We start from the raw sequence: 15,701 nt of genomic DNA, 5'->3' as shown, positions 1-15,701 counted from the left end.
AATTGGTTCCCTCCTTTGATGATGTGAAAAGTTAAGCAGATAAGGGCTGCCGCGAGAAATTTTTCCAATAAAAAAGTCCCGGCATATCGGATAAAATATGCTCAGGACGGATGATTCCGCGGTACCACCTGTTTTCAGAGGTAAAACTCTGCTCTCTGCCAGTACAAAATTATACTGCCTCCCTGTAACGTGGGAATGACGATGAAGCCTACTGCATGAAGATCCATGGTTCAGTCCACTGCTCGAGGGCTACTTCCACAGTTCAGTCACGAAGATTCTCACCGGCCATCTTCTCTCTGTGCATCCGGAGACTGTGTACTACTCCCTGTCATTGCATTTAGTAAATATGGATAAAAATTTTCTATCATTATAATATAAAATATCGGAACTGTCAATCAAAAATCCTGATGGCTCAACGGGTGAGCCGGGGATTACGATAACAGTTCCGATATGGATGATATTAAGTATTAAATATTTTTTCAGTACATCAGCTGTTTATTGTTACGGAGCTGGAGCCTGCTTACTCAGGATTCGGTATTATCCAGTGTTTCAGGATCTTTTTCCGGAAGGTAGACATGCACTTTCTCGATACGGTTTTTATCCAGCTTTTCTACGATCAGACGGATTCCGTCCTCTGTGATCACTTCGTCACCGGCAACAGGCAGACGATCCAGATGTTCGATGATAAATCCACCCAGGGAATCATAATCCTCGGAATCCAGTTCCGTATCCAGATGATCATTTACGTCATCCAGATGCATGGAACCTTCGATGATATATTCCCGGTCGGAAATCTTCTGGACAAGCTCGTCCTCCTTCTCATCGTATTCATCATGGATCTCACCCACGATCTCCTCCAGGATATCCTCCAGTGTGATCAGTCCGGCCATATCACCGTATTCATCCAGTACAATGGCAATGTTGAAGGTGGAGTCCTTCATTTCCACAAGAAGATCGGAAATGCTTTTTGTTTCGTAAGTGAAATGTGGCTTTCGGAGGAAATGATCGATAACAAATTCCTCATTTTTGTCGTAAAGAAGAAGATCCTTCATGTTGATGATTCCCACAATGTTGTTCTGGCTGTCCTTATAAACCGGCAGACGTGTGAACTTATCCTCGCGGAAAATATCGATCAGCTCATCATAGGTGGATTCCACATCCGCAAAGGTAACATGTACTCTTGGAACCATGATATCCTTGGCTGTGGCATCTCCAAGATCAAACACATTGTAGATCATTTCTTTTTCGTCGGATTCAATGACACCGTCCTCATGGCTGACGTCCACGATAGTACGAAGCTCCTCCTCGGTCATGGCCTTGCTGGCTGCATCCGGATCCACACGCATCAGGCGCATCACACCTCTTGAAAAGAGATTGATGATGAAGATCACCGGTGTCATGATGGTCATAAGAAATTTAAAGACCGGGATATAGCGGAGGGTGATCTTTTCAGAGTTAATGGTTGCGTAGTTCTTGGGGGTGATCTCACCGAAGATCAGGATCAGAACCGTCAGGATCACCGTCACGATGCTGACCATATAGCCGCCAAAGCTGTATGCAAGTGTGGTTGCAAGGGAAGAAGCTGAAATGTTCACAATGTTGTTTCCGATGAGAATCGCACTGAGAAGCTTGGGCGTCTGGTTCTCCAGGATATCGAGAGCCATGGCTGCACGCTTGTTTCCCTCGTCTGCAAGAGAGCGGAGACGGATCTTGTTTACCGACATCAGCGCGGTTTCGTTAGATGAGAAAAAGGCTGACAATGCCAGCAGAATAAGTAATATGATTATCTGGTAAGTGTCGCTGGGGTCCACTTTCAATATTCACTCCTTTAAAAATAAGATTATTTGGTTAAAAATATACAGATACTCCCACATTATATACGTTTTACTGGATTTTGGCAAGAGCCGGACCGGTACAGCGCATATAGATATATGGAAAAAATACGAAAATAAGTCTGCTTCTTGACAAAAGAGTAAGTTCAGACTAACATATATGTGTATTCATATATAAAGAAGAACTGTATAGGAATGGAAGGAGCGGTTTATGTTTCTGGAGATAAAAGGAATCAAAAAATCCTTCGGGGCAGGAGAGAGCCATGTAGATGTTCTGAAGGGGATCGATCTTGAGATTGAAAAGGGAGAATTTTGTGTGCTTCTGGGGCCGTCCGGTTCCGGGAAATCCACGCTGCTAAACATTATTGGCGGCATTGACGGAGCAGATGCAGGAAGCATTACCATTCAGGGAGAACAGCTGGAGGATATGAATGAAAAGAAGCTTTCCCTCTACCGCAGAAAACATCTGGGATATATTTTTCAGATGTATAATCTGATTCCCAATCTGACTGTGAGGGAGAATATTGAAGTTGGTGCTTATTTAAGTGACAGACCGCTGGATGTGGATGAACTGCTGGAGACACTGGGACTTTATGAACATCAGCGGAAGCTTCCGAACCAGCTTTCGGGAGGTCAGCAGCAGAGAACTGCTATTGGACGTGCCATTGTAAAAAATCCGGATATCCTGCTTTGTGATGAGCCTACCGGCGCTCTGGACTACAACACCTCCAAGGAAATCCTGAAGCTGATCGAAACAGTCAATCACAAATACGGAAATACTATAGTCATGGTTACTCATAACGATGCCATCAAGGATATGGCAGACCGTGTGGTAAAGCTTCGTGACGGGATGATCCGCAGAAACTATCAGAATGAGCAGAAGATTCCGGCTGCTGACCTGGAATGGTAAGGGGGCATTATGAAGAATCCTTTACGTAAACGTATCCCCAGGGAACTGAAGGGGGAATTTGGAAAATATCTGGTGGTTTTCCTGCTGATGGTACTGACCATCGGGTTTGTGTCTGGCTTTCTGGTAGCCGATGGAAGCATGCTGAAGGCTTATAATGAGAGCTTTGATAAATATAACATCGAAAACGGAAATTTCCGTACTGCGGAAAAGATTTACAGTTCTCAGTGGAAGGATATTGAAGCTGCCGGTGTTAAGCTTTATGAGAACTACTATATAGAAGAAGATCTGGATAACGGAAGCACCATGCGTTTTTTTAAAAACCGTGAGAAGGTGAATAAGGTCTGCCTGATGAAGGGAGAAATGCCGTCAGGGCAGGGCGAGATCGCCATTGACCGTATGTATGCGGATAACAACAGTCTTAAGGTAGGAGATACCCTGATCAGAGGTGAAAAATCCTGGAAGATCACAGGCCTGGTGGCACTTTCGGATTACAGTGCCCTGTTTCAGAATAATAATGATTCCATGTTTGATTCTGTAAAGTTTGGTGTGGCGATCGTAGCCCCGGAGGAATTTGAAAACCTGGATCAGGAAAAGCTCCGGTACAATTATGCATGGATATATGATCATCAGCCAAAGAACGAAAAAGAGGAGAAGAAGGTTTCCGAAAATCTCATGGAAGACATTGGCAAAGTGGTAGCTCTGGAAACCTTTGTCCCACGTTATCTTAACCAGGCGATCATTTTCACCGGTGATGATATGGGCGGAGACAGGGCAATGGTCATCACGCTTCTTTATATTGTGATCGTGATCATGGCTTTTGTGTTTGGAATTACCATCAGCAATACGATCCGAAAGGAAGCCGGTGTTATCGGTACGTTACGTGCATCCGGTTATACCAGACGGGAGCTGATCCTTCATTATATGACGCTTCCGGTTCTGGTCACGCTGGCTGGTGCCCTGATCGGAAATATTCTTGGATATACCGTATTTAAGGGTGTATGTGCAGACATGTATTACGGGAGCTATAGTCTGCCGACTTATGTGACCGTATGGAATGCAGATGCCTTTCTTCTGACAACCGTAGTTCCGGTCATCATTATGATACTGATCGATCATGCGGTGCTCAGGTACCGCCTGCAGCTTTCGCCTCTGAAGCTCCTGCGAAGGGATTTTTCTGGTAAAAACAGAAACGTGCAGTGTATTTAAGCCCGAAGATAGGAATTTTTTCCAGGTTTCGCCTCCGGGTGATCTTTCAGAATGTCAGCAGTTATCTGGTGCTGTTTGTGGGAGTTGTTTTCGCAAATCTGCTGCTGTTTTTCGGAATGCTTCTTCCGTCTGCGCTGGATCATTATCAGCTTGAGATCCAGGAAAATATGCTGGCGAAATATCAGTACATGCTTTCGGTTCCGGCAAGTGCCTATTCTGGGAATAAAGAGGATGCCATGAATTCTCTTCTGGAATATTATACGGATATCAGAACGGACAATAAAGATGCGGAAAAATTTTCTGCGTATTCTTTGAATACCATGCCTGGTAAATATAAAAGTGAGGAGATCGCTTTTTACGGTGTGGAGCCTGACAGCCGGTATATCCAGGCGGATCTTTCGGGAGACGGTGTTTATATTTCCAGTGCCTATGCGGACAAATTCCGGATCAAGGAGGGCGATACCATAACTTTGAAGGAAAAATACGAGAAGGATGAGTATTCCTTTAAAGTAGATGGAATCTATGATTATGCGGCAAGCCTTTGTGTATTTATGGAAAGAGATAAACTGAATGAGGCGTTTGATCTTGGAGATGATTATTTTGGAGGATATTTCTCTGATACAGAGATCAGGGATATCCCTTCAAAATATATCGGCTCTGTCATTGATCTGGAGGCTCTTACAAAAATATCCAGGCAGCTGGATGTCTCCATGGGAGATATGATGGGAATGATGTATGGATTTTCCGTGATCATTTTCCTGGTGGTGATCTATCTGCTTTCCAAGGTCATCATCGAAAAAAATGCCCAGTCGATTTCCATGACCAAGATCCTGGGCTATACAAATGGTGAGATCAGCCGTTTGTATATACTTTCCACATCACTTGTGGTGGTGTTCTGCCTGCTGTTAAGCCTTCCGGTTGAACGGCAGATCATGGAAGTGCTGTTCCGCGAGATGATGCTTTCCAGTATTTCGGGATGGATCACCATGTGGGTGGATCCCATGATCTATGTGAAAATGACAGCGATCGGAATCGCAGCCTATGCAGTGGTAGCAGTGCTGGAATTCCGGAGAATCCGTCAAGTGCCCATGGATGAAGCACTGAAAAATGTGGAATAATATGTGACATCTGTATATATATCCGGAAAAATAATTCAGAATATCCGGAAATTTTACAGAATATGCAACAGGAACAGGAGTATGTGTGGTTTAACTGAATGCGGATGCTTTTATCCGCTTGAACAGTTGTCTGTGAATAACCACATATACTCCTTAAATATTCATAAATTTTCCGGAATACTGGAAATATTACTACAAACTTGTTATAATAATCCCATACTTCCCGTTGGAGGGAATAATTCAAACAGGAAATCAGGTGAGGAACATGGCAGGCAGAAAGAAGGATCCGCTGTATAAAAGCTTCGGATATGCGTTTCAGGGGATTTTTACCTGCATCCGCAAGGAAAGAAATATGAAGATCCACTGTATGGTGGCAGCGCTTGTGGTGATCGCAGGACTGATCCTTGGGATTTCCGTGACAGAGTGGTGCATCTGCCTGGGGCTGTTCGGAATGGTGATGGCGCTGGAGCTGGTGAATACGGCAGTGGAAGCTGTTGTGGATCTGGTCACAGAGGAACGTCACCCATTGGCAAAGATCGCCAAGGACACAGCGGCCGGAGCAGTACTGATCGCAGCGATCATGGCAGCGATCGTCGGACTGATCATTTTTGTTCCCAAGGGACTTGTTTTTCTGGGAATATGACAGGAACAGAAAACTTTTGTTTCAGGATAGGGTCTGGTGTCGGACTGTGGTGTGATGGTCCGGCAACTGCCGGTTTCAGGAAAGGAGAAAATATTATGGAATTAGGTGAAGGACTGAAGAAAATTTTATTGGTGGGTATTGGTACAGCAGCAGTGACAGCAGAGAAATCCAAAGAAATCCTGGATGAACTGGTAAAAAAGGGTGAGCTTACGGTTGAACAGGGTAAGGTTCTTAATCAGGAGCTGAAGCATAACATCAAATCAACGGTTAAGACAGCTGCTGATTCTGTAAAGGAATCTGCAGCCAGAAAGAATGATCAGGAAGAACTGAAGGCAACGATTTCCAGGCTGACACCGGAGCAGCTGGCTGCTGTGAAGGCGCAGATCGAGCGCATGCAGGCCGAGGCTGCTGAGGAGAAAGCCGAGACAGCAGAAGAACTGGCAGAGGAAGCTGTACAGGAAGCTTCTGCGGAAACAGAAAATGCAGAAGATACCGGGAGCGAAGAACAGGCAGCAGAGTAACCGACTGCGGATCGCAAATATCCGCTTGACTAAACGACAACGCAGACGAAGCAGTAAATGGAGAAGTTTATGGGCAGAGAAGAAAAGGAGAAAAAAGAGAAAGGCGGATATGGAGAGCGGCTGAGAGAGATTACAGCCGTTCTGAAAAAACATGCCATTACCCGTGGTGTTTCTCCTGAGAAGCTCCGGCTCATACTGGAAGATCTGGGCCCAACTTATATTAAGTTGGGTCAGATCATGTCTCTTCGTTCTGATATTCTGCCGAAACGCTACTGTGACGAGCTGATGAAGCTCTGCTCAGAGGTACCGCCGATGCCTTTTTCCCAGGTGATCGAGGTACTGGAAGAGTCCATGGGCTGTCCGTGGCAGGCAGAATTTCAGCATATTGAGCAGAAACCTCTGGGAGCAGCATCGATTGCCCAGGTGCATCGGGCCACGCTGAAAACAGGTGAAGAGGTTGTGATCAAGGTTCAGCGAAAAGGAATCTATGAGACCATGGCCAGGGATATCGGCCTGATGCATAAAGCAGTGCGCCTGATGCCGCCGGTGAGCATTAAGGGCATGGTGGATCTGAACATGGTTTTAAGTGAACTGTGGACTGTGACTCAGGAGGAGATGAATTTCCTGACAGAAGCTGCAAATATGGCGGAATTTGCAAAAAAGAACAAAGATGTGGCTTTTGTGAAAGTGCCGATTCTCTACCGTGAGTACATTTCGCCGCATATTCTTGTGATGGAATATATTGACGGTTTTGCGGTCAATGACAAGGCTGCGCTTCTGGCCAATGGTTATGATCTTAATGAGGTCGGAACGAAATATGTGGATAATTTCATCAAACAGGTGATGGAGGATGGCTTTTTCCATGCGGATCCCCATCCGGGAAACGTGCGGATCCAGGCTGGAAAGATCGTCTGGATCGATATGGGAATGATGGGGCGGCTTACAGAGCACGATCGTCAGCTGATCGCAGAAGCTATTGAAGGGGTTGCCATGAACAACATCGGCAAGATTCAGGATGCGGTCCTGGCTCTTGGGGAGTTTAAAGGCAAACCGGATTCCAGCAAGCTTTATGAGGATATCCGCGGACTTATGGAGAAATACGGTACTGCGGATATGGGGAACATTGATGTGGCTGAAGTGATGGTGGACCTGATGGAGGTCATGAAAGAAAATAAGATCATGATGCCTCACGGACTGACTATGCTTGCAAGGGGGCTGACTCATGTGGAGGGGGTTCTGGCTGAGATCTGCCCGGATATCAATATGACACAGATTGCTGCGGCAAGGCTCAAGGAGCAGCTGTTCAGCAATGGGAACTGGAAGCGTGAGATCAAAAAAGAAGGAAAAAATCTTGCCTGGTCCCTGAAACGTGCAGTGGATATTCCTTCTCTGGCGGCGGATTTCCTTCAGGGCTGTATGAAGGGGCAGACAAAGATCAATCTGGATCTTCATGCCTCGGATGATCTGGCGTGGCTTTTGCGGCGGCTGGTGCGGAATATTGTGATGGGGCTGTGGGTGATGGCACTTCTGATCAGTTCCAGTATTATCTGTACCACAGATATGAAGCCGAAGTTGTGGGGGATTCCGGCGTTGGGCGCCTTTGGTTATGTGTTTGCTTTTATTATTGTTTTGTATGTGTTTATCAAGCATTTCTTTTCAGGAAAAAATAAAAGACGGAGATCATTTGCAGAGTCTGTGGGATGGTTTCCGTCTTTTTTTGCTGTTATGGAATTGTTTCGGTCAGCTGTTATAACTGCGATTAGGAGCTATCATCTTCCGACCGGCTGGTAAAGGACGGAGTGCGGGTGTCTGGTCAGGTGTAGATGGTTCCGCTGTAGGCTTTGCGGAATTCCTTTGGGGTGTAGCCGGTTCCCTGGCGGAAGTAGTTGCAGAAGGAGGGAGCGTCCCGGAAGCCGCAGGAGAGAGCTGCTTCTGTGATGGTGCAGGAGGAGGAGCAGAGAAGCTGGGCTGCTATCTGGAGGCGGTGTTTCAGGAGATATTGTTTTGGGGAGGTGTTTTCATGTTCCATGAAGATTCGGTAAAGATAGGAACGGTCGATTCCTACGTAGTGTGCCACGTCTGAGATCTGGATGGGGTAGGCATAGTTGTTTCTGATGTATTCGGAGGCTTTCTGAAAGTACAGGTTTGAGATGTCGGTCCTGCTTTCGGAGGGCTTTTTTTGCATGTTGGATAGTATCAGGAGGAGGTTTCCTGTGGAGGCAAGGTCGTTTCCGTTGTTTTCGGAAAAGGTGTCAAGTAGGCTTTGCATGTGGGTGAGGAGGCTGTTTTGCCGGGAGGGTGTTTCCGGGGTGAAGATGGGGGTGTCGGAAAATACGGTTTGTTTCAGGATTTCTTTGCAGGCGGAGCCGTCAAAGCCTGCCCAGGCATAGCTCCAGGGGTCGGAGGTGTCGGCGCGGTAGTAGATGGAGTCCATGGGACGGATGAGAAAAGCATCACCTGCTTTCAGATGGTAGGTGTGGCCGCTGCACTGGTATATGCCTTTGCCGTGGAAGATCACGTGGAGGAGGTAGTGTGGGCGCATGGCTGGGCCGAAGGAGTGGTTCGGGCCGCAGTCTTCCTGGCCGCAGAAGTAGACGGATAGGGTGTGCTGGGTTTGGGTTTCTTTGGAATCGTTTTTCATTTGGGTGGGCCTCCTGTTTTTGGGTTATTCAACAAAAACGCAATTTTGGGTCACAAAATGGGATGGAATGTTGTATGAGGTGATTATACAATATTGGGTGTGGGAAGGGCAAGGATGGATATGGATATACGGACGCCCGCGAGGTGTGTGCTGCCTGTCGGCGGGGCTTCGTCGGGGGCTGACTTCTAAGCCGCTGAAAATCTGCTAAAAGCGCTTTAAAAATTCTCGAACTCGCGTCTGAAGCCGCTCAGACAGCGAGAATTTTTGAAGCAACGCAGATTTCCAGCGGCTAAGAATCAGCACCCCTCCTGCAGAGTCCGCCGACAGGCAGCACAAACCTCACGGGCTGGTATTTCAGGGCGGAAGGGATAGAGTGGCGGTGGTGGGTGGGATTACAGGCGAGACGGGAAGCGGCTGGAGAAAATGTGGTTGACGGAGCGGGATGAATACATCGGCGGAGCGTAGCATTATCAATACCGTAGAATACATCGCCGTGCCAATACATTAACACATTCCCACAGCGTACGACAATATAGTGTGCCTGGAAAGGGGGAGCGCGAGGGGGAAAAGCGGGCTTCGCAACTTTGAGTGCTTTCCCCCTCGCAGATTTCCTACTCTTTGAAAAGCGGATAAATTCACACTAATACCCCAAAAAATAACCTCAACATTAAAAAAATAGATTTACATATAAAAGGAGGAGCCTTAACATGAAAACAACTATATTAAAAAACGAATTCTGGTACGGTGGTGCAGTCTATGAAGGCTACCGCCAGCCCGTAGGTGCAGACGACATTGTGGACTGGGATTTCCGCGAAAACCCAACCCACAATCAGATCATGCCTTTATTCCTTTCCTCGAAAGGCCGCTATATCTGGAGCGATGCAGGTTTTCACATTTCTTTCAGAAATGGTGAGATCCTGGCGGAAGGTCCGGAACCTATCATTCTGAAAGATGGCTTCAATGATCTGCGAGGTGCATACCTGGCAGCCATGAAAGCGCATTTTCCATTTCATGAGATCAAACTTTCAGACAGGTTTTTCAAAGTACCGGTATACAATTCCTGGATCGAACTTACCTATTATCAGACCCAGAAGAATATCCTGAAATATGCAAAAGGTATTCTGGAAAATGGTTTTCCATCCGGTGTTCTGATGATCGATGATGGCTGGTCTCCTTATTATGGAAGGTGGCAGTTCAGGGGGGATAATTTCAAGGATGCGAAGGCGATGCTCAAAGAATTGCATGAGATGGGATTTTCTGTGATGCTGTGGATCTGTCCGTTTATTACTCCGGATACGTTGGAGTTCCGGGAGGCTAGGGATAAGCATTTTCTGATTGAAACTCCGGAGGGAAAACCTCGTATCCTGGAGTGGTGGAATGGGTATTCTGCAGCTTTGGATCTGACGAATCCGGATGCGATGAAGTGGCTGAAGGATCAGCTGGATGTTCTGACGGATATGGGTGTGGATGGCTTTAAACTGGACGCGGGTGATCCTTGTTATTATCATGCGGGTGATAAACTGTTCCGTGATGTTTCTACGGATGAGTTGTCCAGGCTTTGGGCTGAGTTTGGAGAGCAGTTTGCGTTTAATGAGCTGAGAGTGTGTTTCCGGGCCGGGGGTTATTCTCTGATGCAGAGACTTTGTGATAAGCAGACGAAGTGGGATGAGAGTGGTATTGCGGGATTGATCCCGGATACGTTGCTCCAGGGGCTTACTGGGCATCCTTTTGGCAGTCCGGATATGATTGGCGGGGGTGAGTATACCTGCTTTTTGAATGGGAATGAGAATGCGTGTACGCCGGAGATGTTTGTGCGGTATGCACAGATCGCGGCTTTGATGCCGGTGATGCAGTTTTCGGCTTCTCCGTGGAGGGTGCTGCCTGAGGCGGATTTTCAGAAGGTTAAGGCTGCGCTGGCGCTCAGAGAGAAATGTCTGCCGGAGATTTTCAAGGCTGTAGAGTGTGCGAAAGTTACTGGTGAGCCGATTGCCCGTTCTATGGAGTTTGTTTTCCCTGGACAGGGTATGGAGAGGGTGATGGATCAGTTTATGGTTGGTGATGCGCTTTTGGTGGCGCCTGTTTGGAAGCAGGGGGAGGTTGTCAGAAGTGTGACTTTGCCTGAGGGGCAGTGGAGGTGTGTTAGCCTTGGAGAGACTGAGGGTGATGTACTGAATGGTGGCCGGAATGTGGTTCTTGGTGAGAATGATGGGCTGGTTGTTTTGAGGAGAGTGTAGGACAACGCACAACAATTGCGTGCCCGGAAAGGGGAGCGCGAGGGGGAAAAACGGGCTTCGCAACTCTGAGTGCTTTCCCCCTCGCAGATTTCCTCCGCTTTGAAAAGCGAAAATACTATATCTAAAAATACTATATCTAAAAATACTATATCTAAATAAATAACAATTTTCCCAAGCTTTTCATCACAAAAGCGAAATATCCTCCTCCGGAGGAAGCAGCTTCTTAAAAAATCGATACAACAGCATCGAATTTATAAAAGCTACAAGTCCAAATCCAAAGAAAAACCAGCAGCATGCGTAAAGTGGCTGCAGCTTTGCATCGAGATATGTCATATACAATGGAAAGATCGTGATCACCGCAATGGCGATCGTTGTGGGGAAATGCATAAATGCTAGCAGAAATGCATTTCTGCAAAGTGCCCCCAGTGTATTGGCAAAGGTTGCGATCACTGGGAATATGTATAAAGTAAAAATTATCAGCAAAGTCAGAACCCCCACAGAAAGATAAAACAGCATATGTGCAGCGCTTCCTTCTGCATGGAGCAGAAAGCGGATATTCAGGATGAGCATGGTTCCGGCAGCAAGGATCAGCAGCCATATGATCAGTGACTGTTTGAAGTTTTCCTTAAAAGCTCTGAAAAATGTTTTCGTTGTGCCGTTGTTATTCCCTTTTACTGTACGCATCATGCAGTGATAAAGGGCAGTTAGTGACGGCCCAATGGTGATCACGGGGATGCAGCAGAGAATAAAAAGAAGATTGGCGATCACGATGTCACCCAGCTTGTTGAGAAATACATGGACGACATTATCTTCATTTAAAAGATTCATAACGAAATACCTCCTTATATAGAAATGTAGAAATGAAAACAGACCATATGGGAAAAGTCCGATACAGCTAATCTTAGCATAGTTTTTGATTGTGTGTAAAGAGAGGGGACGCAGATAAGTATCAGCACGGTTTATGGGACTGTATAAAAAACATGGAACTTTGCGTGCACATGTGAAAATGATGGCACGCATGGAATTATGTTAGGAAAGGAAAATTGTGTTTTTTGGAAAATGACATTTATACATGTGCTGAGTTAGTAAAAACATACAAAAACAGATATGTAAAAATGTTGGTTTTGCTACAAGGAAATAAATGGGTGCCAAAATATGCTCATAAATAGTGAAAAATATGAAAATATATGTAATAAATGAAAGAAAACATGTAAAAATGACGAATAATTAACTAAGTATGAACAAAAAAATGGATAAAATGAATAAAAAGTAACATTTTTCCATATTGAAATGACAATAATCCATTTATTATTTTTCCATGTGCAATTATGATAATATCAACGGTCAGAGACGTGGAAAAATATAAAAACTGACCAAAGAAAGAGGGAAAATAAGAAAGATTTAAAAGGAGGAAGAAGTTATGAATTTCAAAAGAGTAGCAGCATTATTGTTAGCAGGTGCCATGGTAATGACAGCAGTTCCGGTATATGCAAAAGGTGACGATGTTACACTTTCCGTATCCATCTGGGACACCAACCAGGAGCCGGGAATCAAAGAAATTCTCGCAGACTTCACAGAGAAGACAGGAATCAAGACAGAGATCTCCGTTGTTAAATGGGATGAGTACTGGACAATGCTCGAGGCCGGTGCACAGGGTGGTTCCCTTCCGGACGTATTCTGGATGCACTCCAACGAGAGTCAGAGATACATGTCCAACGATATGCTTCTTGATCTGACCGATAAGATCAAAGACAGCGATCTGATCGATCCGGAGAACTATCCGGAGGATATCTGGGGACTGTATACATACGATGATAAATATTATGCAGTACCGAAGGATATAGATACAATCGCTCTCTGGTACAACAAGACATTATTTGACGAGGCAGGACTTGATTATCCGACAGCTGACTGGACATGGGATGATGTTACAGAGGCAGCTAAGAAGCTTACTAAGGATGATGGTTCCCAGTACGGTCTCGGAATGAGAAATGATAACAACCAGGCCGGATACTACAACCTGATCTATGATAACGGCGGATACATCATCAACGATGACAAGACAAAATCCGGCTGGGATGATGAGAAGACGATCGCAGCTATGCAGACACTGGAAGGATGGATCAAGGATGGCGTGATCCCGTCTCTTGAGACAATGTCCGAGAACAACGAGGACGTACTTTTCGAGGCTGGCAAGATCGCTATGACATGCCAGGGCTCCTGGATGCTTGCAGCATTTAAAGAGAACGAGTACACAGCAGCGAACTGTGATTGTGTAGAGCTTCCTAAGAACGCTGAGACAGGCAGAAGAGCTTCCTCATATAACGGACTTGGATGGGCAGCATCTGCTTCCGGTGAGCACACAGACGAAGCTTGGCAGCTGATCGAGTACCTCGGATCCAAAGAGGCTCAGGAGAAACAGGCTGAGCTTGGTGTTACAATGAGTGCATACAAAGATACATCTGATGCATGGGCTAAATCCGCAGACTTCAACCTTCAGGCTTATCTGAACATGATGGATGACATGGAGATCCGTCCATACTCCAAATCTACTGTAACATGGGAGAACGAGGACAACGAGATCCTTAAGGGCGTATACACAGGCGACATCACAATGGAAGAGGCTTGCAAGCAGATGGCTGATCAGATGAACGAGAAGCTGGCTGAGGAGTAAGCATTAAGAAACACCGATAATTAAGTGCAGTAATGAGAGGGGCCGCCGCACTCAGGTGCAGCGGCCTCATACATAGAAGGAATAGAAGGAGTGATTCTTATGGCTAAAACTACCAAGTCACAGGCGCGGACAAAGAGAGAGCGCAGTGAGTTCCTCTGGGGCTGGCTGTTTATTCTCCCAACAACCATCGGACTGATCGTATTGAACATCATTCCGATCTTCCAGACTATTTACCAGAGCTTTTTCAAAACAGGAGATTTTGGTAAAGGAAATATCTTTATCGGTTTACAGAACTATCAGAAGGTTTTTGCAGATAAAGAGATCTGGCAGGCACTGATCAACACATTCAAATATGCGATCGTGGAGGTTCCTTTTTCCATTGTCATCGCACTTGTTCTTGCAGTACTTCTTAACAGAAAGATGAAGGGCCGTTCTGTTTACAGAACCATCATCTTCCTTCCGATGGTAGCAGCTCCGGCAGCGGTAGCCATGGTATGGAGATGGCTGTTCAACTCTGATTATGGTCTTATCAATAACGTTTTCCATGTTCATGTAAACTGGGTTTCTGATCCGAAAATTGCAGTATTTTCCGTTGCGATCATCGGTGTATGGTCTATCATCGGTTACAATATGGTTCTTTTTCTGGCAGGACTTCAGGAAATTCCGAGAGATTATTATGAAGCGGCAGAGATTGACGGAGCTACAGGTGTGAATGCATTCTTCAGCATTACGATTCCGCTTCTGTCGCCAACTATTTTCTTTGTACTTGTTACCCGTGTAATTGGATCCCTGCAGGTATTCGACCTGATCTATATGGTTATTGACAAGTCAAACCCGGCACTTACCAAGACTCAGTCACTGGTTTATCTGTTCTATAAATATGCATTTATCAATAAGAACATGGGATACGGCGCTACGATCGTAGTAGTACTTCTTATTATCACCATGATCTTGACAGTATTCCAGATGATCGGTCAGAAGAAATGGGTATTCTACAACTAAAAAGGGGGATTAACCATGGATAGTATGGAAACAAAAAAGAAATTAACCACTATTTTAATACATGTCATACTGATCATTGTGTCCATAACGATGCTTGTGCCATTTATCTGGATGATCCTGACAGCTTTTAAAACTGTAACGGAAGCAACATCTGTAGATCCTTTCACCATTTTCCCGAAAATATGGAGAAAAGACGCATTTATTTCTGTTATCAATAACATGAACTTCCTGCTTCTGTACAAGAATACACTGCTTCTGATCTTCTTCCGAGTAGTGTGTGCGGTTCTTACAGCAACTATGGCAGGCTATGCATTTGGACGACTGAACTTCAAGGGCCGTGATCTCTGCTTCAGTCTTGTACTGTTCCAGATGATGGTTCCGGTACAGATCTTCATCATCCCGCAGTACCTGATGGTCAGCAAGATGGGTATGCTGAATACGATCTTTGCCCTTGTATTCCCGGGTATTGTCACTGCGTTCGGTACCTTCCTTCTGAGACAGGGATACATGGGACTGCCGAAGGATCTGGAGGAGGCTGCCAGACTTGATGGATGTAACATCGGTCAGACCTTCCTTTACATCATGGCACCACTTACAAGATCCAGTATGGTTGCACTTGGAATTTTCACAGCTGTATTCGCATTCAAAGATCTGATGTGGCCGATGATCGTTAATACAGATAAGGATATGCTGGTACTTTCTTCCGCACTTGCAAAGATGCAGGGCCAGTACGTATCCAAATTCCCGGAACTGATGGCTGCATCTCTGATCGCCTGCATTCCGATGATCGTGCTCTACATGATCTTCCAGAAACAGTTTATCGAAGGTATTGCTACCAGCGGTGGAAAACTGTAATCAGAAATATTACATAAGGTAATACAAGACCGCTGACAATGTATATAACTGAGGATTTGGTTATT

13 protein-coding genes and 1 other annotated feature are annotated in these 15,701 nt (G+C 45.6%); of the genes, 10 read left to right on the top strand and 3 right to left on the bottom strand.

Features of this window, described 5'->3' with window-relative positions; genetic code table 11:
- Positions 1-99: 99 nt before the first annotated feature.
- Positions 100-341 (bottom strand) — a binding site (T-box leader).
- 183 nt (positions 342-524) lie between these two features.
- Positions 525-1,811 carry an HlyC/CorC family transporter gene (locus CK1_RS09650; protein ID WP_021652503.1) on the bottom strand — a complete coding sequence of 429 codons (1,287 nt, stop codon included), beginning with the start codon at positions 1,809-1,811 and terminating at the stop codon, positions 525-527.
- A 232-nt stretch (positions 1,812-2,043) separates the two neighbouring features.
- On the opposite strand from CK1_RS09650, the gene CK1_RS09645 reads away from it, so the two are divergent.
- The 6 genes from CK1_RS09645 (at position 2,044) to CK1_RS09625 (ending at position 8,021) form a co-directional block, all read left to right on the top strand.
- A complete protein-coding gene (locus CK1_RS09645; RefSeq protein WP_015526062.1) occupies positions 2,044-2,742 on the top strand; it encodes an ABC transporter ATP-binding protein in 699 nt (232 codons plus the stop codon).
- 9 nt (positions 2,743-2,751) lie between these two features.
- The gene (locus tag CK1_RS18285; RefSeq protein WP_015526061.1) at positions 2,752-3,948 is read left to right on the top strand and encodes an ABC transporter permease; all 1,197 of its coding nucleotides are present in this window, start codon (positions 2,752-2,754) and stop codon (positions 3,946-3,948) included.
- Positions 3,949-3,986: 38 nt separating this feature from the next.
- Positions 3,987-5,066 (top strand): ABC transporter permease family protein, encoded by a 1,080-nt coding sequence (locus tag CK1_RS18280; RefSeq protein ID WP_353611159.1) that lies wholly within the window; start codon positions 3,987-3,989, stop codon positions 5,064-5,066.
- Positions 5,067-5,331: 265 nt separating this feature from the next.
- Positions 5,332-5,709 carry a diacylglycerol kinase family protein gene (locus CK1_RS09635; protein WP_015526060.1) on the top strand — a complete coding sequence of 126 codons (378 nt, stop codon included), beginning with the start codon at positions 5,332-5,334 and terminating at the stop codon, positions 5,707-5,709.
- 95 nt (positions 5,710-5,804) lie between these two features.
- Complete coding sequence (locus CK1_RS09630; protein ID WP_287082343.1) at positions 5,805-6,230, top strand: hypothetical protein; 426 nt, start codon at positions 5,805-5,807, stop codon at positions 6,228-6,230.
- 69 nt (positions 6,231-6,299) lie between these two features.
- Complete coding sequence (locus tag CK1_RS09625; RefSeq protein WP_306288859.1) at positions 6,300-8,021, top strand: ABC1 kinase family protein; 1,722 nt, start codon at positions 6,300-6,302, stop codon at positions 8,019-8,021.
- Positions 8,022-8,043: 22 nt separating this feature from the next.
- Here CK1_RS09625 and CK1_RS09620 read toward each other — a convergent pair whose 3' ends face one another.
- On the bottom strand, positions 8,044-8,871 hold the full coding sequence (locus CK1_RS09620) for an AraC family transcriptional regulator (protein WP_287082345.1): 828 nt from the start codon (positions 8,869-8,871) through the stop codon (positions 8,044-8,046).
- 707 nt (positions 8,872-9,578) lie between these two features.
- On the opposite strand from CK1_RS09620, the gene CK1_RS09615 reads away from it, so the two are divergent.
- Positions 9,579-11,105, top strand: coding sequence for a glycoside hydrolase family 31 protein (locus tag CK1_RS09615; protein WP_015526056.1), 1,527 nt, complete (start codon positions 9,579-9,581; stop codon positions 11,103-11,105).
- 183 nt (positions 11,106-11,288) lie between these two features.
- Here the strand turns inward: CK1_RS09615 and CK1_RS09610 are convergent, their stop codons facing one another.
- The gene (locus CK1_RS09610) at positions 11,289-11,933 is read right to left on the bottom strand and encodes a YesL family protein (RefSeq protein ID WP_015526055.1); all 645 of its coding nucleotides are present in this window, start codon (positions 11,931-11,933) and stop codon (positions 11,289-11,291) included.
- Between the two features lie 592 nt (positions 11,934-12,525).
- On the opposite strand from CK1_RS09610, the gene CK1_RS09605 reads away from it, so the two are divergent.
- The 3 genes from CK1_RS09605 (at position 12,526) to CK1_RS09595 (ending at position 15,636) form a co-directional block, all read left to right on the top strand.
- Entirely contained in the window at positions 12,526-13,779 is a 1,254-nt protein-coding gene (locus tag CK1_RS09605) for an ABC transporter substrate-binding protein (protein WP_015526054.1), read from the top strand.
- 99 nt (positions 13,780-13,878) lie between these two features.
- A complete protein-coding gene (locus tag CK1_RS09600) occupies positions 13,879-14,781 on the top strand; it encodes a carbohydrate ABC transporter permease (RefSeq protein WP_015526053.1) in 903 nt (300 codons plus the stop codon).
- A gap of 24 nt (positions 14,782-14,805) precedes the next feature.
- Entirely contained in the window at positions 14,806-15,636 is an 831-nt protein-coding gene (locus CK1_RS09595) for a carbohydrate ABC transporter permease (protein WP_353611238.1), read from the top strand.
- The last annotated feature ends 65 nt before the right edge of the window (positions 15,637-15,701 follow it).

It is taken from the genome of Ruminococcus sp. SR1/5 (assembly GCF_000209835.1).
Classification (GTDB): Bacteria; Bacillota; Clostridia; order Lachnospirales; family Lachnospiraceae; genus Blautia_A; species Blautia_A fusiformis.
This window is presented reverse-complemented; position numbering and strand designations above follow the sequence as displayed.